A 22,554-nucleotide genomic window follows, 5' to 3' on the forward strand; every position below is an offset into this window, starting at 1 on the left:
CCCGGGTTACCCTTTGATTTCCGGCCAGATTTCCGGGTCCAGACCGTCGATGAAGGGCGCCAGAACATCGGCATATTTCTCCCATTTTCCGACAGAGCGGCTGTGCACCTTCTGGCGCAGCTGGGTATTTGACAGCGTCAGCACCTGGCCCTCGTGGCGTTCGGGGTGGGCCATGTCTTCGACCCAGTCCAGCCCGCAGAACGCGGCCAGCTTGCGGCTTTCGCCGTCGATATCGCCGACCAGATCCTCGTAGCGCAGATCATAAAGCCGCCCCGGCATCACCTGGCGCCAGTGCTGCATCAGCCGGCCGTAGAGATTGAACCGGTGCGCCATCGCCTTGAGGTCATAGGCATAGGTGAGCGAGCTGCCGGAGAAATAGCCGCGCCAGATCGACATCGCCACATCGCGCGGATCGCGGCAGAGGTGGATAAAGCGTGCCTCCGGGTAGGCGGTCAGCAGATGGCCCAGCAGCCTGTAATTGTCCGGCATCTTGTCGACATAGGCGGTGGTGCCTTCGGGCATTTCGGGCAGGCGGCTGATGTCCTCGGAGACGAAGGTCCGGGCCGCCTCGGCCGTGAAGTCCTGTTCCTTGTCCACAAAGGAATGCAGCAGGAAGCTGGGCACGCCACGCTCGCCCAGCGGGAACACCTGCGGGTGCGAGCCGATCACGGTTTCCGTCAGCGTGGTGCCGGAGCGCGGCATCCCCACCACATAGATCGGGCGCGGGCCGTCCTGCTTGGTTTCTGCCGGGGTGATCACGTCCGGGAAGGCGGCCATGATGCGGCTGAACTGGCGCTCGCTGCCCTCGTAGTCATAGGGGTTTTGCGCCGCCATACAGGCATTGGCTTCGTCGTTATGGGCGGCAAAGGCCTCCTTGTCGCCCCCCTGGTCGGTGATCCGGGCCAGCGCAAAGGCGGCATTGGCGCGGTCCTGCGAGCGCGGCGGCGCGGCTTTCAGCGCCTTTTTGGCAACCGGCATCAGCTCTGTGTTTTGTTCGCGGCTGTTGAGGCGGGCCAGCATCTCCAGCACCTGGGTGTCCTTGGGATCCAGTTGCATGACCGCCAGGCACTGTTCGCGGGCAGCCTCGGATTCGCCGTTGGAAATCAGCTGGCTGGCCAGGCGGCGGCGGGCCTCCAGATTGCCGGGGTCCAGGGCCACGGCCTTTTGCGCGGCGGCGGTGGCATCGTCCTGGCGCATGATGCGGGCCAGCGGCAGGCTGATGTTGACCAGCGCGTCCACGTCGTTGGGGTTGAGCCGCAGTGTGGCCTGGTAATCCTCCAGCGCCGCCTTCTCGTCGCCCAGCGTCTTCCAGGCCATGGCCCGCAGGCGCAGCATCCGCGGCTGGCGCGGGTCCTTGGCCAAGGCGCCGCTGGCGGTCTCGATGGCGGCTTCAGTCTCGTTCAGCACCAGCTGTGCCTGCGCTTTCAGATAGAGCGCCGCCGGGTCGCCGGGCAGATCGCCCAGCACCCGCTCCAAGAGCTTCATCGCGCTTTCGCCCTGCTGCAGGAACAGCAGCGTCTGGGCCAGGTTCTTGCGCGCATCGTGAAAGCCGGGCGCCAGGGCCAGGGCCTTCTTGAAATAGGGAACGGCGTCGCGGTGCTTGCCCAGGCCCGACAGGGAGATCCCGGCGATATTGGGGAAATCCGGATGGTTCTTGTGCCGCTTCATGCCGCCCTTGGACTGCTTCAGCGCCAGTTTGAATTTGCCCTGGTTCAGAAAGCCGTGTGCGGCCTGGAGATCGTTGTTCAGTGTCATGAGACCTATCTGTCTGCAAACCCGCACCGGCGCGGAGCTGTCCGGCATATGCAAGGGATGTGCCATATCCCGCCATGGGGATGCAATGGCGGGCCTAGGCGCTAGAGTTCCAGTTCCGGCCACAGGGCGGGCTTCAGGCCGCGCAGGAAAGTCTTCAGCGCCGCTTCCTGCTGTTTCCAGCCACCGACTGAGCGGCTGTGCACCCTTTCGCGCACCTGCTGGGCGCTGGCGGTTCGGACCGAAGCGGCGTTCTTTTCAGGGTGCGCCATGGCGGGCTCCCAGGGCAGGCCGCAGAACTCTGCCACCTGTTTCCCGGTGGTTTCCAGATCGCTGGTCAGGGCGGTGTAGGGCACGTCCAGAATGCTGCCGCTGCATGCCGCGTGCCAGTGGTCCATGTATTGGCGGTAAAGGTTAACCTCATGCGACATCGCCTTCTGATCAAAGGTAAAATTCAATCCGCCCTGGGCAAAATAGGCGCGCCACATGGACAAAGCCACGTCTCGCGGGTCGCGCTGCAGGTGCAGGAAGCGGGCATTCGGGAAGACGGCTCGCAACGGGCCAATAATCTTGTAGTTTGCGGGCAGTTTGTCGATGAAATGGCTGGTGTCTGCGGGAAGCCCGGGCAGGGCGGCGCGGTAGTTGCGGGCCAGATTGGCCGTGTCTGCGGCATCGTCACCGGCGGCGGCTGCCGCCGCGATGGCATCGCCGCCGGACAGCTCCCCGCAGCCGAAGACCGAGCCCGAGGCCGACAGCACATGCTCCAGCAGCGAGGTGCCCGAGCGCGGCAGGCCGAGGATGAAGATGGGCGCCGGAGCTTCGGTTTCAGCTTCTGCGGGCATAGCGGACCGGATGAGCGCCTGGAATTGCCGGGTGGCGGCTGCCGCATCATAGGGGCGGCGCTCCGCTTCGATCCGGTTTGCGGTTTTCAGCAGGCCGGCCTTGTCCTCCGCCTTGCCTGCCTGTTTGCAGATCGCGGCCTGGGCAAAGCACATCAGCGCGTGGTTGTGGCTGTTGCCTCCAGCCTGCGCCTTGGCGGCTTCAAGCTGCGGCAGCATTGCCTGGTTGGCCTCTGCATCTTGCAGCTTGGCCAGTTGCAGGTAAGCACCGCCGTGGGCCGGTGCGCGCTTCAGAACCTCCCGGTAGTGTCCTGACGCAGCTTCACTTTCACCAAGCATGGCAGAGAGCATACCCAGCTGCGCATGGGCCTGGACCGCATCCGGTGCCAGATTCAGCGCCACGTTCAAAACCTCGCGCGCCTCGTTCAGCCGGGACAGCCGGGTCAGAGCATTTGCACTTTCCAACAGCGGCTGCGGGTCTTTGGGGGTCAGCGCCGCAAGCGCTTGATACTCGGCCAGCGCATCACCCGTTCGGCCAAGCGCAGTAAGGATCGAGGCGCGCAGATAGAAGGCACGCGGATTGTCCGGCCCGGCCTCTTTGGCGGCGGTTGCGGCTGCCAGCGCGGCCTCAAGGTCTCCGCTGCGGCTGAGGGACTGGGCGTTCAGATCGTGCAGACCGGCGGGGTTGCGGTGGCGGGGCAGGCAGCGGGTGATCAGCTCCTGCGCCTTGTCCTGCTGGCCGGAAAGAACCAGAGCCTGGATCAGGTTGGTCTCGATCTCCTCATGGCGCGGCGCCAGCTTCATGGCCTTGGCAAAAAACACCGCAGCATCGCGGTGCTTGCCCGCTTGCGCCTGGGCGAGGCCTGCGAAATTGGCAAAGGCCGGGTTGCGGGGGAACTTCTGGACCCCGCTGCGGGCTGCCTTGGCCGCAGAGGCGAACTGACCGGCGTTCAGCTGGGCAGAGATTTTTGCCAGAAGGTCCTGTTCGCTTTTCTGCATCCGGTATAGCCTTTTGCGGGCGCCCGCCGGGCGTTCCAATGAATGTGCGGGCCAGTAGTGCGGAATGTGCGGACGATTTGCAATAACCCTGCCGAACGATGCGATGGCGCAGCTGTTTGCAGCGCAGCCCGCAAACAACCTGCCGCAGGTGCCGAACTATAATGTCTGCCCGACCAATGCGGTGCACGCGGTGCAGGCCGGAGAGACCGGCCGCCAGCTGGTGCAGATGCGCTGGGGGTTCCTGCCGCATTGGTATGCGAGCGAATCAGCCGGGCCGCTGCTGATCAATGCACGCGCCGAAACCATCGCGAAAAAGCCCGCTTTTTCCGATGCCTGCCGCAACCGCCGCTGCCTGATCCCCGCCACCGGGTTTTACGAGTGGACCAAGTCGGAAGCAGGCGCCCGGCTGCCCTGGTACATCCATCGCAGCGACGGCGCCCCGCTGGCCTTTGCCGCGGTGTGGCAGAGCTGGGGGGCAGCAGAAGCGGTCAAGACCTGCGCGATTGTCACAACTGCGGCAAATGAGGGGCTATCGCCGGTCCACCACCGGATGCCGCTGATCCTGGAGCCGCAGGACTGGGGCAAATGGCTGGGTGAAGAAGGCCGCGGCGCCGCGGCGCTGATGCAGCCGGGTAAGGAGGGGCTGCTGGACTATCACAGGGTGGATCCCGCGGTGAACTCCAACCGGGCCGAGGGGCCGGATCTGATCGAACCCTTCGAGGAGGGGGACATCCCGCGCGGCCGGCTGATCTGAGGTTATTCTGCGGCCTGGGCGGCGGGTTTTCCGGTCCTGCGGCCGCCCGGCAAATCGCGCTGCGGCGCCCGGCTCAGCTCATTGGCGGCCAGGGTGGCTTTTTGCAGCAGGGCAACAAAGGTCTCCTGTTCTGCTTCGCTGAGGCCGGTCAGAATGCCGGGCTGGGCGGCGCGGACATGCGGCAGGATGCGTTTCAGCAGGGCGGTGCCGGCGCGGGTCAGGCTGACCTCGCGGGCGCGGCGGTCGGCGCTGGACACCTTGCGGGCCACCAGGTCCTTCTCGACCAGCCGGTCCACAACCTTGCCGAGGGTGGCGCGGTCATAGGCGATGAGCCCGGCCACCGAGGCCTGATCAATCCCTGGATGGCGGTGAATGGCGGCCAGGGCAGAGAACTGAACCGGTGTCAGGTCGACACCTTCCGCAGCCATGCATTCCATGAACTGGGCCACGGAAATCTGATGCAGCCGCCGGATCAGATGCCCGGGAAGCGCATGTATGTCCAAAGGGTCGATGTCCATGGCATCCGGGTCCTTGCCGCTGCGGCGCCGCGGGGCTTCTGCCCCGGCTGGTCTCTGTCTGTCCGGGATTGATTAATGCGCCGTGCGCATTGCGCGCAAGCCTTATTGCCGCGGCGGCGGCATTTGCGGCTTTTCCTTGCTCATGGCGCGCGCTACAGCAGGGGTATGGCGCTGAAATTCACATCCCTGCAAGAGTTCTATGCCCACGGCTTTGATACCGTGATCGACGTGCGCAGCCCGGCGGAATTTGCCGAAGACCATGTGCCCGGCGCAATCAGCCTGCCGGTGCTGGACAATGACGAGCGCGCCGAAGTCGGCACCATCTATGTCCAGGACAGCCCCTTCAAGGCGCGCAAGCTGGGCGCGGCGATGGTGTTCCGCAATGCGGCGGGTCACATCGAGCGGAGCCTGAGCCACCACGAGGGCGGCTGGAAACCGCTGGTCTACTGCTGGCGCGGCGGCCAGCGGTCGGGCTCTTTCACCTGGATGCTGCAGCAGATCGGCTGGCGCGCCGAGGTGGTGGAGGGCGGCTATCAAAGCTACCGCCGGCTGGTGCACAAGGCGATGTATGACTGCGCGCTGCCGCATAGGCTGGTGGCGCTGGACGGCTATACCGGCTCAGCCAAGACCGAGGTGCTGAAGCGGGCCGGGCAGCTGGGCGTGCAGGTGCTGGATCTGGAGGGGCTGGCCAATCACCGCGGCTCGCTTCTGGGGGAGATGCCGGCGCCGCAGCCCTCGCAGAAGGGGTTTAAATCGGCGGTGGCGGGGGCGCTGATGCGGCTGGATCCCGCGCGCCCGGTGCTGGTAGAGGCGGAATCGAACAAGATCGGCCAGCGCATCATCCCGCCTGCGGTCTGGGACGCGATGAAGCCCGCGCCGCGGATTGAGCTGCAGGTCCCGGCAGAGGCGCGCTGCCGCTACCTGGTAGAGGCCTACGACGATATCCTGTCGGACACAGAACGGCTGCGCGAAAAGCTCGGACCTCTGCGCGCCCATCGTTCAGGCGCGGTGGTCGATGGCTGGTTTGAAAAGATCGCCGAAGGCGACAAGCCTGGGCTGACCGCCTTGCTGATGGCCGAGCACTACGACCCGGCCTACCGCAAGTCCCGCGCGGCGATCGGAGCCGGGGTGGTTGCCACGGTGGAAACAGCAAGGCTGGACGAAGCCGGGCTGAACAGCGCCGCGGCCCGCCTGGCCGAGGTCATGGCAGGCCTGTAGCCGGTTCTCCCGCCCGTCGCTGGTGCATCAGAGATGCACCGCTCCCGTTGGGCCTGGCGCCGCGCTGACGCGCAGCGCGCCTCCGGCGGGGAGTATTTGTAACCAGAAAGACGCAATGCCTGTCCGGGCTTCTTTCTGGTCCGAAATACTCCGGGGTGAATTGGCCCGCAGGGCCAAGAGGGGCCGGCCCTTTGCGCCGGCGCTGGCGAGGCGCAAAGGGTGATTGCGCCCGCGGCCGCCGTGACCCTGCCGATGATCGCGGCGGGGTAGCCCGCGGCTTGCAGCTGCTCTACCAGCGCCTCGGCCTCCCCGGACGCCGCCGCCGCCAGCAATCCGCCTGCGGTTTGCGGGTCGAACAGCAGGTCCTGCCAGCCCCGGGTTTTCAGTTCCGGCGCGGCAGCCTGATTGTCCGGGAACAGCGAAGACCGTAGACCAAGCTCTGCCAGCGCGGCAGCGCCCGGCATCAATGGGATGCGGCCCGTGAACAGCTCGGCGCCCGTGCCGGAGGCTTCGCAGAGGCCAAGCAGGTGGCCGATGAGGCCAAAACCGGTGACATCGGTCATCGCATGGGCGGTTTGCAGGATACGGGCGGCGGTGCCTTGCGGCTGGCGCATAAGCTCCAGCGCGGCGGCCACCCATTCGCCCTTGGCCCCGCCCGCCATCTCAGCCGCCATCAGCACGCCGGAGCCGATCGGCTTGGTCAGGATCAGCGCATCACCCGGCTGCGCGCCTGCCAGGGTGATCGCGGGGCGGGGGCAGAGGCCAGTGACGGTGAAGCCAACAGTCAGCTCATCCCCCAGCGAGGTATGGCCGCCGATAATGGCGGCGCCGGCGTCTTCCATCACCTCTGATGAAGCACTCATGATTTCCTGCAGAGTGCGGGCCTGCAGCTCCGGCGCCATCCGCGGCAGGATCAGGCTGGCGGTGGCCGCCTGCGGTTCCGCGCCCATGGCCCAGATGTCGCCAAGCGCATGCACGGCGGCAATTTGCGCCATCGTCACCGGATCCTGGCAAAAGCTGCGCAAGTGGTCAGTGCTGATGACTTGGCTGGCGCCGCCGGTGGTCAGCAGCGCGGCGTCATCGCCAGGCAGCGGAGTGATGTCCTTGCGGTTTGTCTTGCCCAGCCCGGAAAGCGTGGAGAGCAGTGCGCCGCGCCCCACCTTGGCGCCGCAGCCGCCGCACATGGGCTTGTCTCCAAGTGCCTCTTCCATGCCGAGCGTGTGTTCGGGTGGCAGCGGCGGGCTGTCCATGGCCGGCAGATCCCGGAATTTCTCCATAAAGGCCTGGTCGATACGGTCTTTCCAGGTCCACATCAAGGGGCCTGCGAGGGTGGTGCCGAAACGCTCGCCCAGCGCCTCCCTCGACCCCATGGAGATCAGTTTCAGGTAGTCCTTCTGGGGCGTGTATTTGCGCAGCGCATCGCCGGTCAGCAGGGCGCGCAGGTTGTGGTACAGCACTGGCGCCTGGCGCACCGCATAAACGCCGGCCTTGGGGCGCGGGGCAAAGTCCATATGGGCGCAGTCGCCGGTGGCAAAGACATTGGGGGCTGAGCTTTGCAGCGTTTCACCAATGCGGATGAAGCCGTCCTGCAGGTCCAGCCCGCTGTTTGACAGCCACCCGTAGGGGCGCGCGCCGGCCGCGCCGGTGGTGAAATCCGACAGGATCTCCCGCCCGTCCTGCAACTGGATGCAGCCATCCGCGACGCAGTCGACCCGGATGTTTTCCTCCAGCCGGACGCCATGCTCAACCAGGGCGCGGCGGAGTTTATGGCGGGCCTTGGAGCCAATCGCACGCAACGCCGCATCGCTGTCGATCAGGGTTGCCTGGGCCAGGCGGCCGCACTGCTTCAGAGCATAGGCCATGGCGAGGATCAGCTCCGCGCCGGCAACGCCGCCGCCGATCACAGCCGCATGAGCCGGGCCATCGCCTTCGCGGAAGGCAGACCATTGGGCAGCGAACCGGCCCAAAGGCTTGGCCGGGATGCCGTGTTCGGCAAAGCCCGGCAGGTCCGGCATGGCGGAAGTGATGCCGACATCGACCGAGGCCGCGTCATAGGCAATTGGCGGGCGGCCGGGCACATGCACCAGCTGGGCTGCGGTGTCGATATGTTCGGCGGCGCCCAGAACCACCCTTGCCCCGGCAAACCGCGCCAGCCGCACCAAGTCGATGTCCAGTTCGTCACGGTCATAATGGCCGGCGACAAAGCCCGGCAGCATGCCGGAGTAGGGGGCGGTGGGGCCAGGGTTGATCACGGTGAGCCGGGCGCCGGGCAGGGGCTTCATGCCCCATTTGCGCAGCACCAGCGCGTGGGTATGGCCGCCGCCCACCAGCACCAGATCGCGGGTCAGCGGCAAGCGGGAGGAGTCCATATCTCTATCTGCCTCTGCGGCGGGCCGGTGCCGGTCAGGCGCGGGCCCTTACTGGGCCGCGTCGGTGCGGCCTTCGGTGTTCTGTTCCTCGTCCCCGGGCGTGTCATGGGTGGCCCAGTGATGGTCCTCCCCGGCCGAGGGCATGCTCTCGCGGGTCTCTTGCCGGTGGATGTGCACCTTGGCAATGAAATTCGCCGTGATGGGGGCGGTGAGGAACAGGAACAGGGTGATCATCAGCTCATGCACCGAGAAGTATTTGCCGAAGGCCGCCGCGTTCAGCAGCGAGGCCAAGAGCACCCCGCCGACGCCCAGGGTGGTGGCCTTGGTCGGCGCGTGCAGGCGCGACATCGGGTCGTTGAGCTTGATCAGCCCGTAGGAGCCGACAATGCCGAAGATCCCGGCAATGACCAGGAAGGCGGCAACAAGGAATTCAAACAGGCTGTCCATGCGGGTCCCTCACTCGATGATGTTGCCGCGCAGGATGAAGCGCGCATAGGCCACGGTGGAGACAAAGCCGAGCATGGCGATGATCATCGCACCCTCGAAGAAGATCGCGGTGCCAAGCGCCAAGCCATACAGCACCATCAGCGCGATGGCATTGATGAACATGGTATCCAGCGCCAGGATGCGGTCGGCGATTTCCGGTGCGGTGACCACTTTCCAGAGGTTCAAGAGAACCGCCAGGGCAAAGCAGCCGAAGGCGAATTGCGAAGCTGTTTCGATCATTCGAAAATCTCCATCAGCCGGCGCTCATAGCGCTGTTTGATTTCGTCGCGCACGGCCTCGGGATCCGGCGCGTCGAGGCAATGGACCAGCAGGCAGTGGCCGTCGTCCGAGACATCCGCCGACAGGGTGCCGGGGGTCATGGTGATGGTGCCGGCCAAGGTGGTGATCGCCTCGGGGGTTTTCAGGTCCAGCGGGATGGTGATCCAGTTGGGGCGCCGCTCGGAATTGGGTTTGAACAGCACGATGCGGGCCACGACGATATTGGCCTGGATGATGTCCCACAGCACGACAAAGACATACTCGATGGCCTTGAACGGGCGGCTGATGCGCGGGCGGCCGGGCCAGTAGGGCTGGGTGACAAAGGGGATCAGGATCCCCAGCATGAAGCCGAACACCAGCGAATTCAGCGACCAGCCGTTGACCAGCAACAGCCAGGTGCCGGTCAAGAGCAGGGTCAGAAGGGGGTGCGGGACAAGCCGCCTGAGCAGTTTCATTGTGCCTCCTTCCCAAGCACGGCCTGAATATACTCCGCCGGGGCATAAAGCTGGGCCGCGGTTTGTTCAGCGTAATAGGTGGCGGGGCCTGCAAAGACCGTCAGTGCCACCAGCCCGCCGAGCAGCGCAAAGCAGGCCACAAAGGGCAGCTGGGCGGGCCTTGCCGCAACGGCCTCACCGGCTTCTTCCGGCTCCTCTTCGTCCTGCGGCAGGCCGTGGCCTTTCCAGAACAGGATGGAGCCGGCCCGCGCCATGCCGATGATGGTGATCAGCGAGCCGGCCAGGATCACGCCCCAGATCCAGGCTGCCAGATCGGCGCCGCGGGTGGCGTCCAGCACCAGGAGCTTGCCCAGGAAGCCCGACAGCGGCGGCATGCCGGTAAGGGCAATGGCGGCGGCAAAGAACAGGGCAGAGATCAGCCCGGTCTGGGCCATCGGCTTGTTGACAAAGATCCAAGGCCCCTGGCGTTCCACCACCAGGTCGGCAACCAAGAACAGCAGCGCCGCGGCCAGGGTCGAGTGCACCAGGTAGTAGAGCGCGGCGGCGGCGGCGGTCTCGGTGAACAGCGAGATCGCAATCAGCAGCGTGCCCATCGAGGCGATGGCGCCAAAGGCCGCGACCCGGCCGATCTTCTTGGACCCCAGCACGCCGATGGCGCCAGCTATCAGGGTCAGCAGCGCGGCGGGAAGCAGCCAGGCCTCGCTGAGGCCGGTGGTGGCCGCGACATCCGGGCCGAAGACCAGGGTGAACATGCGCAGGATCGCATAGGCGCCGACCTTGGTCATGATGGCAAAGAGCGCCGCCACAGGGGCCGGCGCATTGGCATAGGCTGAGGGCAGCCAGAAATGCAGCGGCAGCAGGGCCGCCTTGATGGCAAAGACCAGCAGCAGCATCACCGCGCCGACGCGCAGAAGGGCGGTGTCATCCGCTGGCATCTCCGCCGCTTTCACCGCCAGATCCGCCATGTTCAGCGTGCCGGTGACGGAATAGAGCGTGCCAAGAGCAAACAGGAACAGGGTCGAGCCCAGGAGGTTGTAGACCACATATTGCACGCCTGCCTGAAAACGGCGGCCGCCGCCGGAATGGATCATCAGCCCGTAGGAGGCGATCAGCAGTACTTCGAAGAAGACAAACAGGTTGAAGGCGTCGCCGGTCAGGAAGGCGCCCATGATGCCCATCAGCTGGAACTGGAACAGCGCATGGAAGTTGGCGCCGCGCGCGTCCCAGCCGGAGCCGATGGCATAGAGCAGGATCGGCAGCGCCAGGATCGAAGTCAGCACGATCATCATTGCCGACAGCCGGTCCAGCACCAGCACGATGCCAAAGGGTGCAGGCCAGTCGCCGAGTTCATAGACATGCACGGTGCCGTCTGCAGCCATCGCCCAGAGCGCCAGCGTCACCGCGGCCAGCAGCACGGTGCTGGCGACCGAGAAGATCCGGGTGAGGTCCATGTGGTGGCGCACCACCATGATGATGAAGGGCGCCACGATGGCGGGCAGCAGCACCGGGGCAATCAGGAGGTGGTTCATTCGTCGTCTCCTGCGCCTTCGGGCTCGGCCTGGCATGTTGGTGCGGTCGTTCTGTGATGAGAGGTAAGCGCCAAGCGCCACCATCACCACCACGGCTGTCATGCCGAAGGAGATCACGATGGCGGTCAGCACCAGCGCCTGCGGCAGCGGGTCGGTATAGACGACCTCCTCATATTTGTTGAGGATCGGCGGCGCGCCGGAGACCAGCCGCCCGGTGGCGAACAGGAAGACGTTGACCGCATAGGTCAGCAGCGACAGGCCCAGGATCACCGGGAAGCTGCGGCGGCGCAGGATCAGGTAGATGCCGGCCGCGGTCAGAATGCCGACGGCCGAAGCGACGAGAAGTTCCATGCCTTATCCCTCCCTGCCGGCCTTGGCCGCTTCTTCGCGGGCCGGGTTGATGTCCATCGCGTGCTCGCTGCTCATGCCTGGCTGCCAGGCAAAGCGCGACAGGCTTTCCAGCGCCAGCAGCACCGCACCGACCACGGCCAGGAAAACGCCCAGGTCGAACAATGCTGCGGTGGCCCATTCGAACTCTTCCAGCGGCGGCCAGTGCAGATAGCCGAAATCGCTGGTCAGGAAGGGCTTGCGGTTGAACCAGGCGCCGATGCCGGTGGCGGCCGCGATCAAGACGCCGGAGCCGATGATGCCGTGATAGAAGAACCGCTGCCGTTCGGCGGCCCAGCTGAAGCCGGAGGCCATGTATTGCATGATGATGGCAATTGCCGCGATCAGGCCCGCGATAAAGCCGCCGCCAGGCAGGTTGTGGCCGCGGAAGAAGATATAGGCGGCCACCATCAGCACCAGCGGCATCAGCACCCGGGTAACCACCACCATCATCAGCGGATGCGCATCGCCGGCCTGCGGCAGGTCCGGTTCGCGGTTCAAGAGATAGGCGCGGACCTTGGAGCCCAGCACCGCCTCGGTCAGGGCAAAGATCACCACCGCGGCGATGCCCAGAACGATGATCTCGCCAAAGGTGTCATAACCGCGGAAATCGACCAGGATCACATTCACCACATTGGTGCCGCCGCCGCCCTTGTAGGAATTGGCGAGGTGGAAGTCCGAGATCGTCGGGAAGGCAAAATCGCGCATCATCAGCGCATAGATCAGCCCGCCGGTGCCAAGGCCCGCCACGATCGCCAGGGCGCCGTCGCGCATGCGGATGAAGGCAGGGGTTTCGACCGGGGTTTCTTTGGGCATGAAGTTCAGCGCCAGCAGCATCAGGATGATGGTGACCACCTCGACCGAGATCTGGGTCAGCGCCAGGTCCGGGGCGGAGAGGTAGTTGAACGACAGCGACACCACCAGGCCAACAGCGCCGATCAGCACCAGCGCCAGCAGGCGGTTGCGGTGCTTGGCGACGATGAACAGCGTCGCAACCACCAGCACGAACCAGCCCACCACCGGCAGGATGCCAGGGTCCTGCACTGCTCGGGTGGCGGCGCTCAGAATGCCGCTTTGGTATGCAAGGTAGGAGATTGCCACGGTGAAGGTGACCATCACTGTCGCGTGGCGGGTCAGCATGCCGTTGTGCAGCCCCTCTGTCAGGCCGCGGCTAAGCAGGGTAAAGCCGCGGATGGCACCCTCGAAAATGGTCTTGGCCTCGGGGCGGGGCAGGGCGTTCCAGACCGCCTGCAGCGGTTTGTGCAGCGCCAGCAGCACCGCGCCGCCCACGACGGCTGCGATGGAGATATAAAGCGCCGGGGTCAGCCCGTGCCACAGCTTCAGCGAGTAATAGGGCAGCTCTCCCCCGCCGATCACCGCGCCCGCGGCGGTGGCGACCATAGGCCCCGCGATCTTGGCCGACGCCAGGCCGATCAGAACCACCAGCACCACCAGGAAGGCGGGGCCGATCCACATGCCCGGTGTCGGGTCATGCGGGTGGCCGGGGTAATCCTCGCGCTTGGGGCCCAGGAACACATGCGCGATGAAGCGGAAGGAATAGGCGGCCGAGAACAGTGCCGCGATCCCCGCCAGCACCGGCACGATCAGATGCGAGCCGTTCCAGACGGTATGGGCGGCTTCCTCCAGCATCATCTCCTTGGAGAGGAAGCCGTTCAGCGGCGGGATGCCCGCCATCGACAGTGCCGCCACCATGCCGATGGTGAAGGTGACCGGCATCAGGTGGCGCAGACCGCCAAGGCGTTTGATGTCGCGGGTGCCGGCCTCGTGGTCGACAATGCCCGCAGTCATGAACAGCGCCGCCTTGAAAGTGGCGTGGTTGATGATGTGGAAGACGGCGGCCACTGCGGCGATCTTGGTGCCAAAGCCCAAGAGCATGGTGATCAGGCCCAGGTGGCTGACGGTGGAAAACGCCAGGAGTGCCTTGAGATCATCCTTGAACAGCGCAATCACCGCGCCCACCAGCATGGTCACGAGACCGGTGGTGGCAACGATATAGAACCACTCCGGCGTGCCTGCCAGAACCGGCCACAGGCGCGCCATCAGGAACAGCCCGGCCTTCACCATCGTGGCAGAGTGCAGGTAGGCCGAAACCGGCGTCGGCGCGGCCATCGCGTGCGGCAGCCAGAAATGGAACGGGAACTGTGCCGATTTGGTGAAGGCGCCAAGCAGGATCAGGATCAGCGCTGGCAGGTAAAGGTCCGAGGACTGGATCGCCTCTTTGTTCTGCAGGATGACGCTGAGGTCATAGGAACCGGCGATATGGCCCAGGATCAGCATGCCCGCGATCATCGCCAGCCCGCCGGAACCGGTGATGGTCAGTGCCATGCGTGCACCCTGGCGGCCTTCGGGCAGGTGCTTCCAATAGCCGATCAGCAGGAAGGAGGAAAGCGAGGTAAGTTCCCAGAACACCAGCAAAAGCAGGATGTTGTCGGACAGAACGATGCCGACCATGGCGCCTTGGAACAACAGCAGATAGCTGTAGAACTGCCCCATCGGATCCTCGCGCGAGAGGTAAAACCGCGCATAGAGGATGATCAGGAGGCCGATGCCCAGGATCATGGCCGCAAACAGGTAGCCCAGCCCGTCGAGGAAGAAATGGGCGTTGAGCCCCAGGGCAGGCAGCCAGTCGACGGCGGCAAAGACGGTCTCGCCCCGGAAAATGGCGGGGATATGCAGCATCAGGCCGGTGAAGGCGAGAAATGTGGTCAGCCCGGCGGAAGCGGCTGCCGCATTTCGGCCTGCGCGGATCAGCAGCGCGGGGAAAACGGCTCCGAGAAATGGCAGGGCCGCAATCAGGAATAGGGACACGTGCAGGTCTCCTGTCGGGTTGGCGCGTCGTTTTTGAACCAGTGCTAAGCAATTTTTCTGCGCAGAGCCACCCCCGCAGCCCGGGATGGGGTAAGATTGCCGCAGGCTGGAGCGGAAAGACTACGCTTTTCACCGGCATAATTGGGCAGCCGCCGCGCAATAACAAGAACTTGACCGGTGGAATCGGCGCCTGATGGTGAAGGAATCCGCGCCGCCTGCTAGAGCAGATGGAAAGCACCGGCCGCGGGCCGGGGCGGCAAACGGGCGTGGAGGGCGCATGGCCGGATCACAAGCGGAGCAGCCGGGACGGTCCCGGCGGTTTGTAGTGCTGGGCGGTGCGGCTGCTGCGGCGGCTGCGGGCCTCTGGTGGCAGCGCAGGCAGCCCCCCGATCACGATCATCCGCGGCTCTCGGCGGCGGAGGCCTTTGCTGCGGCGCGGCAGGGGGAAGTGACGCTGGTGGATATCCGCACGCCGCAGGAATGGCGCAGCTCGGGCGTGCCGGTGGGCAGCCATCAGATCGACATGCGGCGCGAGGATTTCATCGCGGCGCTGCAGGCGGTTGCGGGGCCGGATCCCTCTGCGCCGGTCGCGCTGATCTGCGCCCGCGGTGTGCGCTCCGCCCGGCTGACGCTGGCGCTTGCGCAGGCGGGGTTCACCAATGTGATTGATGTGCCCGAGGGCATGCTGGGATCCAGCGTGGGGCCCGGCTGGATTGCCGGCAACCTGCCGGTGGCCCGATGGGAGGGATGATGATTAGATGGACAGCCCGAGCCGCGGTTGCGGCGATGATGGGACTTGCGGGCGGTGCGGCTTCCGCCGGCTGCGAGGGCGAGGACGGCGCGTGCGAGGTTGCGGACGGCCGCTATCATATCGTGCTGCCGGAGGCGGCGGCAGCGCCTGCGCCGGTGGTGATGTTCCTGCACGGCTATGGCGGCAGCGGCCGCCAGGTGCTGCGCAATACGGCTTTGGTCGAGGGTCTGACCGGACGCGGCTATGCGGTGATTGCGCCGGAGGGGCGCAAACGCGATGGCTCCGGGCCGCAGAACTGGGGCTTTGGTCCTTTCGATGAAGGAAGGGACGAAGGCGTATTCTTTGCTTCGGTGCTGGCGGATGCCTCCGAGCGCTTCGGCACGTCTTCCTCGCGGACTGTGCTGGCCGGGTTCTCAGCCGGTGCCTTCATGGTGCATTACCTGGCCTGCCGCGATCCGGCGGCTTTTGCCGCCTACGCCCCCGTATCCGGCGCCTTCTGGCGTCCGCAGCCCGGGACTTGCGAAGGGCCGGTGCGGCTGTTGCAAGTGCATGGCTGGCGCGACGGGGTGGTGCCGCTGGAAGGGCGCGTCCTTGGCGGCGGCCGCTGGGAGCAGGGCGACGTCTTTGCCGCGCTGGAAACCTGGCGCGAGGCCAATGGCTGCGCCTCGCATGCACCGGACCGGGCCTGGGCTGAGGACGGGCAGCTGCGCCGCCGCTGGGACTGCGGCCCGGGGGCGGAAATCGAGCTGGTGCTGTTTGACGGCGGCCACGCGGTGCCGGAAGGCTGGGCCGGTTTGATGGCGGATTGGTTCGAGGATGAGCCTGCGGTCAGATGACACCGGTCAGGTGCAGGCGGTCAGGTGAGATGACGCGCAAACGGGGGCAGGGGTGTTCTCCCGCCCCTTTGTTCGCAAATCAAAGATTTCCGGCAAAGCGTTGGGCCCGGCAGCGCGCCCTGCGGGCGCGCTGCAGCGGCGTTTGTTCAGGACTGGCGGACATAGACTGCTGAGGCTGCAGGCAGAGCGCAACCGCGCCGCGCCTCAGCGCGGCGCCAGGCCCAAGGCCGCCAAGTGTGGCCCGGCGTAAGCCGGGACATCCTGCGGGCGCGGGAGCCTTCCGCTGCGGCTGGGGCTTACTCGGCCGGAGTGCCGCGGGCGCTGGCACCGTCAAGCAGAGCCTTGAGGTCTGCACGGGCTGCGCGGGCGGCGCGGGTGATTTGCGGCTCGGTGAATTCCTCGCGGGTGGCCATCCAGTTGCGGATGCGGTTCACCGTCTTGACACCGGAGAGCGCGGACAGCGGCACCGCCAGCACCAGCGACAGCGCAATCGGGGCCAGCCACAGCGACACCGTGCCGCTGAGGATACCGGCCCAGAGCGCCACGCCGCTGACGGTTTCCAGCGCGTGGCAGGTGATCAGCGTGCGCAGCGAATAGCTGCCGCCGTCACGCGCCTGGGGCGCCCAGCCGCGCTGCAGGCCCAAGGCCGTGCGGAACACCGCAATCATCTGCTGCACCATCAGGATCGGCGCATAAAGGATCGCCAGCACCACCTCCGACAGGAAAGACAGCACGAAATGCACTCCGCCGCCGTATTCCGAGAACCGCGCGCCGGTCAGCGGCATGGCGGCGGCGGCCAGCATCTTGGGCGCCAGCAGCATGGCATAGATCAAGAGGATCACCAGCACATGCTTGGGCTCGGTCATGTCCGGCCAGCTTGGGCGCAGAGGGTTGGCTTCGCTGAAATAGCTGATTACCGAGGCTTCCTCACCCAGGCCGATCACCGCCCAGAGCACCAGCAGCGCAAACCACACCGGGGCCATCAGATAGCCGATGGCGCCATGGAACAGATGAAAGCGCGAGACCGCCCGGAAGCCCTTGGCGCCCAGCAGGTTCAGGTGCTGCAGGTTGCCCTGGCACCAGCGCCGGTCGCGCAGGATGTGGTCGATCAGGGTGGCCGGCGTTTCCTCGTAGGAACCGCGGATGCGGGGCAGGAAACGCACTGACCATCCGGCGCGCCGCAACAGGCCGGCTTCGACAAAATCATGGCTCATGATCAGCTTTTCGCCGCCGCCAAAGCGCGAGCGCAGCAGCGGCAGGCCGGCGCAGGCCGCAAAGGCGCGGGTGCGGATGATGGCGTTGTGGCCCCAGTAGTTGCCTTCATGCCCGGCCCAGCGGGCCAGGCCCTCGGCCAGCGACAAGCCATAGACGCCATTGGCAAACTGCTGCATGCGGCCAAAGACCGATTGCGCGCCGATCAGCTGCGGGTAGCTTTGAATAAGGCCGGCACCAGGATCGCGCGCCAGCGCATCGGCGAGGCGTGCAATGGCGCGGCCGGTCATCAGGCTGTCGGCGTCCAGCACCAGCATCGCCTCATACTCCGCACCCCAGCGGCGCACCCAGTCAGCGATATTGCCGACCTTGCGGCCCTCATTGTCGGGGCGGCGGCGGTAGTAGAGTTCGGCGCCTTCCGGCAGCATGCTGCGCAGCGCCTCGACGCTGGCGCGTTCCTGTTCGGCAATGGCGTCGTCGCGGGTGTCCGACAGGATGAACATCGCATAGTCGTGCAACCCGCCGCGCCCGTGCAGCTCCTGCAGCATGGTCTGGGCGTTGCCCAGCACATACCAGGGCACTTCGTTATAGACCGGCATCAACAGCGCGACCTTCATCGGGCGGGCGGCGCCGCGGCCCGTCGTCTTTTCCCGGCGCGACAACCCGTAGAGCCCCAGAAGCACGGTGGAAACCGTGAAGGCGATCCAGAAGAAGTTGAAGGCAATCAGCGCCAGCAGCACCAGCTCCAGAACCGAAAAGCCGCCGTCCATGAACCAGCCCTGCATCACCCAGGTGAGCGCAGCCGTGGCCACCATGGCAGGCGAAAACGCAAGGATGCGCCACAGGGCCACCTGCCGCGGTGCCTGGCCGCCCGGTGCGGCGGCATCCCGGAAATCGGCAGAGAAGTCCTGTGCGGGCATCGCCAGCGGCTGTTCCGGCGGCATCAGCTCCAGATTGCTCATGACGTCCACCTGTAAAGCCATACCTCGGAAGCGGCTTTGCCGTCTTTCAGCAGCTGCGCGCGCAGCTCGGCGTGGGTGCTTTCGCCCGGGTCGAAGTAGAAGGCCAGCCGCATGCCGCCGGTTTCCGGGTTGCGCTGCAAAACGCCCTCGCTGGTTTCGGCCTGCGGCGAGGAAATATGGATGTCCAGGCTGTCCGGGCCGCCGTCAAACAATGGATGGGCTTCAAAGTCGATGGTCACGATCCGGCCATCGCCGCCAAAGATCCGCTCGCCGGTGGCGGTGTTGATCACCCGCGGCATCGACAGAACCGGTTCCTCGCCCCAGGTGAGGCGGTAGTTCAGCTTGATCTCGGAGCCAGCCTCATAAGGTTCGCGCGGGCGCCAGTAGGCGACGATATTGTCGTAGATTTCCTTGTCCGCCGGGATCTCAACCAGGGTGACGGCGCCTTTGCCCCAATCTTCCTTGGGCTCGACCCAGAGCGAGGGGCGTTTGTGATAAAAGGCTTCCAGGTCGTTGAAATCTGAGAGTTTCCGCGCCCGCTGCATCAGGCCGAAGCCGCGCGGATTGGTGTCGACGAAGGACGAGACCTGCAAGCGGTTCGGGTTGGCCAGGGGGCGCCACAGGGTTTCGCCGTTGCCATTGAGGACCAGGAGACCTTCGCTGTCGTGGACAGCGGGGCGGAAATCGTCGAAACGGCCCGGGTTGGTGGCGTCGAACAGGAACATCGACGTCAGCGGCGCCAGGCCTGCGTGGGTCAGCTCCTCGCGGGCAAATAGCGTCGCCTCCACATCCATCACCGCGCTGGTGCCGGGGGTGATGGTGAAGCGGTAGGCGCCGGTGACGGAGGGCGAATCCATCAGCGCGTGCACCACCATCGAGCGTTGGCCGGGCGCCGGCGCCTCCAGCCAGAAGTCGGTGAATTCGGGGAATTCCTCGCCCTCGGGGTCGGCGGTTTTCAGGGCCAGGCCGCGGGCGGACAGGCCGTAGTTGTTGCCGATGCCGATGGCGCGGAAATAGCTGGCACCCTGGAAAACCGCAAACTCGGTCTTCTTGGTGGGGTGGCCCAGATCAGTGCGCAGGCGCAGGCCGGAATAGCCGAGGTTGCCCTCGGTGGTAAGATCCGGCGCCTTCTTGTTCTTTTCGAACAGGTCGATGTCAAAGGGCACATGCTCCGCCATGCCGTCGGTGACGGCATGCACCTGCACTGCGCGCGGGAAGTAGAGGCCGGGCAGGAAAAAATCGACGTTGTAGCTGCGATCGGTCCCCGCCCACAGCGCGTCCGATGTGCGGAACCAGCGCGCCTTGTAGTCGTCGTAGGATTGATCCAGCCAATCCTGCGGCACCATGGGGCGTTCGGCGTACGCCTTAGCCGCCAGTGCGCGGGCCTTGGCGACCACAAAGTCATGGGTGAACGGCATCGCTTCACTGGCAGCCCCGGGCAGTGCGGCCAGGGCGGTGCTGCCAAGCGCGGCAGCCAGGAAGGAACGGCGGGAAAAAGAGCTCATTTCTTGGCTCTCCAGGGCTGAGACTTGAACCAGGCGGCGCCATAAGCGCACCCAATGATTAAAGAAAAGCCAACCAGATTGGCGAATGCGGTGGTCATAACCGCGCGGTCGGTCTGGTCAAGCGCAAAGCCGATAAATCGTGCCAGTGCCATTGAGAAAACGAACACTGCAAGCGATTGCTGGCCGACTTTGGTGATGATTTTCAGCAGAACTTCCCAGACCCGCGCCGCGGTGGAGGAGCCGGAAGCAATCAGCCGCTTGCCGCCCTCGCCGGCTGCCACCCAGCCGAGATAGGCCAGCGCCAGGAAGTGGGCATAGCGCAGGAGGCCGAAGTCGGTTTTTTCGCGCCATTCCCCGATGGCATCGCGGCCGGGCTTGATCAGGTCAGCCAGCTCGGGGCTTGCGGCCTCGACCCAGGTGAAGACTTTCCACGAACCATAGGGCGCCGACAGGATCAGAAAGGCCGCGGCCAGCACGATCAGCAGTTTGGAGACCGGCGGTTTCGGCAGCCAGCCCTTCATGAAGGCAAAGCCGGTGAAGAACAGCAGCTGCCAGCCGAAGGGGTTGAAGAACCATTCGCGCTCCGACCATGGTTCGGCAGGCAGCGACAACCCGTCGGGGCCAAGGCCGATGATATAGGGGTTGGCGGTCAGCCAGATCAGCACCGAGGCCAGGCCAACGGCCCAGAGGCCCGCCTTTTCCAGACCCATGAACAGCGGCATCAGCATCAGCACGACAAGGTACATCGGCAGGATGTCAAAGTAGTTGGGCACATAGGTGAGGGTGAACAACCCCACCAGCTGGGTCATCGGATCCTTGAAGAAATGGCCCAGGTTCAGCGAGTTCACATAGCTTTTTTCAAACCCGCCATAAAGGTCGATGGCCGCCATCGAGACAGCGATAAAGACAAACAGTCCGATATGGGCCCAGAACACCTGCCAGCAGCGGAACAGGACCCGGGCGGTGCCCAGGAACCAGCCGCGCCGCGCGAAGGAGCCGCCGAATGCGATGGCCGAGGCCATGCCGGAGCAGAACACAAAGATCTCGGTTGCGTCGGAGAACCCGAAGCGGGCGGGAATCCAGCCGGTCCAGCGGTTGCCCGGGATATGGGCAATCAGGATGATGAACATGGCGATGCCGCGGTAGAAGTCGAGCCGGGGGTCGCGCACGCGCGGCTGCGCCGATTGCGGCGGCGGCGCGGCCCGGTTGGCGGCGCCTTGGTCTGTCTGTTGCCCGGGGAAGGGCGCAACGCTGGACATGTGTGTGGTCGTCCTCGAGGTCTTATTCGGCGGGAACGCTGGCAGCGCCGGAATTGTCCCGCGCGTCGGCGATCAAGGTGCGGCGGGCCAGGGCGTAATTGTCCTCGGCGCCGCCGCGTTTGCTGCGGCGGTCATCCAGGATTGCCTCGACCGCGTCAAGCTGTCCTGCGCGCAGGCCTGCATCAATGGTAATGCGTTCGAAAACATCGCGTTGCGCATGGCTGCCGCCGGCCAGCTGCAGGGTGCCGCGGGCGGCGGACAGATGGGTGAAGGCGGATGTGTAATTGCCCTCGCCAAAGGCCTCCAGCCCGTCGGCGGCGGCGCAGCCGGGGCTGCCCATGCGCTCGCAGGCTTCCGAGCCGCCCTTTTCGGCGTCGGCATGGATGCGCTGCACCATCTTGTGGGCGTCTTCCTTGCGGTGGCCGGTCAGGGCCAGCAAATAGTGCAGGTCGGCAAAAATCAGGCTGCCGTCCTCGGTCCGGTTGGCGCAAAGCTCGGACAGCTCCTCCCAGCGGTTGCCCACTTCGACGCCCTCCAGCTCCAGCCGGACCAAGAGCGAAGTGGCGTTGGAGATGTCGCGGTAGTCGTCGGTCTTGTCCTTGCGGACCTCGGTGTCATAGAGCGCGACGGCCTCGTCCATCTGGCCCAGGTCCAGATGCATCAGTGCCTTGTGCCACCAGACGTGGTAACGGAAGTTGTTGCAATGGGCCCAGGCCTCTTCGCGGCCATGCAGCCACTCAAGCCCTGATTTCGCATTGCCGGTCATGTTGTGCACATGCGCCACGGCGTGCAGGCCCCAGGCATCATCCGGTGCCATCCACAGCGCCTGGCGGCCGGCGTTGGCGGCGCGTTCGTAATCGCCGGTTTCCTCCAGCGCAAAGGAGTGGCAGCCCAGGAGGTAGCCGCGGCCCGCGTGGTCCGGCGCATAGGCCGGCATCACCCGTTCGATCGAAGCACGCATGCCCTCAGGGTCGCCCATGATGAAGCGGATGCCATGGCTGAGTTTCATCGCCAGCGTGTCCTGCGGGAAGATGTCCAGCACTTCCTCCATCCGGCGGATTGCCAGGCTGGGGCGGCCCGCCAGCCAGTTTTCCAGCGCGTCGACATATTTGCGCTCGCGCGGCAGGGCACCGTCGTAGAACGCCTTGGCATCGCGCAGCGCGTCCTGCGCGGTCGGCAGCAGCTCCCGGCGGCCCAGCATCAAGAGCGACAGGCCTTTGATCGCATGGGCCAGGGCAAACTCCGGCGCCGCCTTCAGCACCGCGCCCAGGTGGTCGGCGGTCACGGCTGCATGGGCCAGAACTCCCAGCTGCACGGCATTCCAATCCTGCAGGGCTGCTGCATCGGTCAGGCTGCTGTCTTGGCCGAAGATATCATGCGTCATGGGAGTCCAATCTTTGTTCTCGAATTGAAAAGCGGTTTCCGTGTCCTGCTGAAGATTAGATCATCAGATTGGTGCCGGCGAACCCCGCTCGCGCTTTGGTGATGGCCTGTGTGTGTTTGACCGTGAAATTCGCCGGATGTGTAAGATTTCCGCCGAAATTCCTGCAACAGGAATGGTTAAGGGGCAGCGAAACCACCGCCGGTTTGGCGGTGATTTGCCGGAAATTGTAAC

General features: G+C 65.4%; 16 protein-coding genes and 1 pseudogene. 4 read left to right on the forward strand and 13 right to left on the reverse strand.

Annotation, left to right across the window (positions count from 1 at the left end; all coding sequences use genetic code 11):
• Window positions 1–6: 6 nt before the first annotated feature.
• Window positions 7–1,755 (reverse strand): sulfotransferase, encoded by a 1,749-nt coding sequence (locus ACXAEH_RS03475; protein ID WP_475031095.1) that lies wholly within the window; start codon window positions 1,753–1,755, stop codon window positions 7–9.
• 101 nt (window positions 1,756–1,856) lie between these two features.
• Window positions 1,857–3,590, reverse strand: a complete 1,734-nt coding sequence (locus ACXAEH_RS03480) for a tetratricopeptide repeat-containing sulfotransferase family protein (RefSeq protein WP_475031096.1) — start codon at window positions 3,588–3,590, stop codon at window positions 1,857–1,859.
• Window positions 3,591–3,654: 64 nt separating this feature from the next.
• On the opposite strand from ACXAEH_RS03480, the gene ACXAEH_RS03485 reads away from it, so the two are divergent.
• Window positions 3,655–4,344 carry an SOS response-associated peptidase gene (locus tag ACXAEH_RS03485; protein WP_475031097.1) on the forward strand — a complete coding sequence of 230 codons (690 nt, stop codon included), beginning with the start codon at window positions 3,655–3,657 and terminating at the stop codon, window positions 4,342–4,344.
• Between the two features lie 2 nt (window positions 4,345–4,346).
• On the opposite strand, the gene ACXAEH_RS03490 is transcribed toward ACXAEH_RS03485, so the two are convergent.
• Window positions 4,347–4,862: a MarR family winged helix-turn-helix transcriptional regulator gene (locus tag ACXAEH_RS03490; protein WP_475031098.1), complete on the reverse strand. Its 516-nt coding sequence runs from the start codon at window positions 4,860–4,862 to the stop codon at window positions 4,347–4,349.
• A gap of 165 nt (window positions 4,863–5,027) precedes the next feature.
• Between ACXAEH_RS03490 and mnmH the strand changes: the two genes are divergently transcribed.
• Entirely contained in the window at window positions 5,028–6,080 is a 1,053-nt protein-coding gene (mnmH, locus tag ACXAEH_RS03495; RefSeq protein WP_475031099.1) for a tRNA 2-selenouridine(34) synthase MnmH, read from the forward strand.
• Between the two features lie 215 nt (window positions 6,081–6,295).
• Here mnmH and selD read toward each other — a convergent pair.
• The 6 genes and pseudogenes from selD to ACXAEH_RS03525 form a co-directional block, all read right to left on the reverse strand.
• Window positions 6,296–8,449: pseudogene (gene selD / locus ACXAEH_RS03500) on the reverse strand (selenide, water dikinase SelD); the annotation flags it as partial.
• Window positions 8,450–8,497: 48 nt separating this feature from the next.
• Window positions 8,498–8,896 (reverse strand): Na+/H+ antiporter subunit G, encoded by a 399-nt coding sequence (locus ACXAEH_RS03505; protein ID WP_475031100.1) that lies wholly within the window; start codon window positions 8,894–8,896, stop codon window positions 8,498–8,500.
• Between the two features lie 9 nt (window positions 8,897–8,905).
• Window positions 8,906–9,175, reverse strand: a complete 270-nt coding sequence (locus ACXAEH_RS03510) for a K+/H+ antiporter subunit F (protein WP_475031101.1) — start codon at window positions 9,173–9,175, stop codon at window positions 8,906–8,908.
• The gene (locus ACXAEH_RS03515) at window positions 9,172–9,669 is read right to left on the reverse strand and encodes a Na+/H+ antiporter subunit E (RefSeq protein WP_475031102.1); all 498 of its coding nucleotides are present in this window, start codon (window positions 9,667–9,669) and stop codon (window positions 9,172–9,174) included. Before ACXAEH_RS03515 ends, ACXAEH_RS03510 begins: the two co-directional genes overlap by 4 nt.
• Window positions 9,666–11,549 carry a monovalent cation/H+ antiporter subunit D gene (locus tag ACXAEH_RS03520; RefSeq protein WP_475031103.1) on the reverse strand — a complete coding sequence of 628 codons (1,884 nt, stop codon included), beginning with the start codon at window positions 11,547–11,549 and terminating at the stop codon, window positions 9,666–9,668. The genes ACXAEH_RS03515 and ACXAEH_RS03520 overlap by 4 nt, the downstream gene beginning before the upstream one ends.
• A gap of 3 nt (window positions 11,550–11,552) precedes the next feature.
• Window positions 11,553–14,414, reverse strand: coding sequence for a monovalent cation/H+ antiporter subunit A (locus ACXAEH_RS03525; RefSeq protein ID WP_475031104.1), 2,862 nt, complete (start codon window positions 14,412–14,414; stop codon window positions 11,553–11,555).
• A 277-nt stretch (window positions 14,415–14,691) separates the two neighbouring features.
• Here ACXAEH_RS03525 and ACXAEH_RS03530 point away from each other — a divergent pair, with 277 nt between their 5' ends.
• Together ACXAEH_RS03530 and ACXAEH_RS03535 are read left to right on the forward strand one after the other, a co-directional pair.
• Window positions 14,692–15,165, forward strand: a complete 474-nt coding sequence (locus ACXAEH_RS03530; protein ID WP_475031105.1) for a rhodanese-like domain-containing protein — start codon at window positions 14,692–14,694, stop codon at window positions 15,163–15,165.
• Window positions 15,165–16,001, forward strand: a complete 837-nt coding sequence (locus tag ACXAEH_RS03535) for a CE1 family esterase (RefSeq protein ID WP_475031106.1) — start codon at window positions 15,165–15,167, stop codon at window positions 15,999–16,001. The genes ACXAEH_RS03530 and ACXAEH_RS03535 overlap by 1 nt, the downstream gene beginning before the upstream one ends.
• A 296-nt stretch (window positions 16,002–16,297) precedes the next feature.
• On the opposite strand, the gene mdoH is transcribed toward ACXAEH_RS03535, so the two are convergent.
• The 4 genes from mdoH to ACXAEH_RS03555 are packed head-to-tail and all read right to left on the reverse strand — an operon-like array spanning window position 16,298 to window position 22,323.
• Window positions 16,298–18,175 carry a glucans biosynthesis glucosyltransferase MdoH gene (gene mdoH / locus ACXAEH_RS03540; protein WP_475031107.1) on the reverse strand — a complete coding sequence of 626 codons (1,878 nt, stop codon included), beginning with the start codon at window positions 18,173–18,175 and terminating at the stop codon, window positions 16,298–16,300.
• On the reverse strand, window positions 18,172–19,680 hold the full coding sequence (locus ACXAEH_RS03545; protein ID WP_475031108.1) for an OpgD/OpgG family glucan biosynthesis protein: 1,509 nt from the start codon (window positions 19,678–19,680) through the stop codon (window positions 18,172–18,174). Before ACXAEH_RS03545 ends, mdoH begins: the two co-directional genes overlap by 4 nt.
• Window positions 19,677–20,939 (reverse strand): OpgC family protein, encoded by a 1,263-nt coding sequence (locus ACXAEH_RS03550; RefSeq protein WP_475031109.1) that lies wholly within the window; start codon window positions 20,937–20,939, stop codon window positions 19,677–19,679. Before ACXAEH_RS03550 ends, ACXAEH_RS03545 begins: the two co-directional genes overlap by 4 nt.
• A gap of 22 nt (window positions 20,940–20,961) precedes the next feature.
• A complete protein-coding gene (locus tag ACXAEH_RS03555) occupies window positions 20,962–22,323 on the reverse strand; it encodes a tetratricopeptide repeat protein (RefSeq protein WP_475031110.1) in 1,362 nt (453 codons plus the stop codon).
• Window positions 22,324–22,554 lie beyond the last annotated feature (231 nt).

Source organism: Leisingera sp. ABM4_060 (genome assembly GCF_056158765.1).

Excerpts from the sequence above, each read along its gene's own strand:
- ACXAEH_RS03530 (WP_475031105.1), top strand. The coding sequence starts at position 14,692 with ATGGCCGGATCACAAGCGGAGCAGCCGGGACGGTCCCGGCGGTTTGTA.
- ACXAEH_RS03555 (WP_475031110.1), bottom strand. The coding sequence starts at position 22,323 with ATGACGCATGATATCTTCGGCCAAGACAGCAGCCTGACCGATGCAGCA.
- ACXAEH_RS03545 (WP_475031108.1), bottom strand. The coding sequence starts at position 19,680 with ATGAGCTCTTTTTCCCGCCGTTCCTTCCTGGCTGCCGCGCTTGGCAGC.
- ACXAEH_RS03535 (WP_475031106.1), top strand. The coding sequence starts at position 15,165 with ATGATTAGATGGACAGCCCGAGCCGCGGTTGCGGCGATGATGGGACTT.
- ACXAEH_RS03505 (WP_475031100.1), bottom strand. The coding sequence starts at position 8,896 with ATGGACAGCCTGTTTGAATTCCTTGTTGCCGCCTTCCTGGTCATTGCC.
- ACXAEH_RS03515 (WP_475031102.1), bottom strand. The coding sequence starts at position 9,669 with ATGAAACTGCTCAGGCGGCTTGTCCCGCACCCCCTTCTGACCCTGCTC.
- ACXAEH_RS03490 (WP_475031098.1), bottom strand. The coding sequence starts at position 4,862 with ATGGACATCGACCCTTTGGACATACATGCGCTTCCCGGGCATCTGATC.
- ACXAEH_RS03510 (WP_475031101.1), bottom strand. The coding sequence starts at position 9,175 with ATGATCGAAACAGCTTCGCAATTCGCCTTCGGCTGCTTTGCCCTGGCG.
- mnmH (WP_475031099.1), top strand. The coding sequence starts at position 5,028 with ATGGCGCTGAAATTCACATCCCTGCAAGAGTTCTATGCCCACGGCTTT.
- mdoH (WP_475031107.1), bottom strand. The coding sequence starts at position 18,175 with ATGAGCAATCTGGAGCTGATGCCGCCGGAACAGCCGCTGGCGATGCCC.
- ACXAEH_RS03520 (WP_475031103.1), bottom strand. The coding sequence starts at position 11,549 with ATGGAACTTCTCGTCGCTTCGGCCGTCGGCATTCTGACCGCGGCCGGC.
- ACXAEH_RS03485 (WP_475031097.1), top strand. The coding sequence starts at position 3,655 with ATGTGCGGACGATTTGCAATAACCCTGCCGAACGATGCGATGGCGCAG.
- ACXAEH_RS03480 (WP_475031096.1), bottom strand. The coding sequence starts at position 3,590 with ATGCAGAAAAGCGAACAGGACCTTCTGGCAAAAATCTCTGCCCAGCTG.
- ACXAEH_RS03550 (WP_475031109.1), bottom strand. The coding sequence starts at position 20,939 with ATGTCCAGCGTTGCGCCCTTCCCCGGGCAACAGACAGACCAAGGCGCC.
- ACXAEH_RS03475 (WP_475031095.1), bottom strand. The coding sequence starts at position 1,755 with ATGACACTGAACAACGATCTCCAGGCCGCACACGGCTTTCTGAACCAG.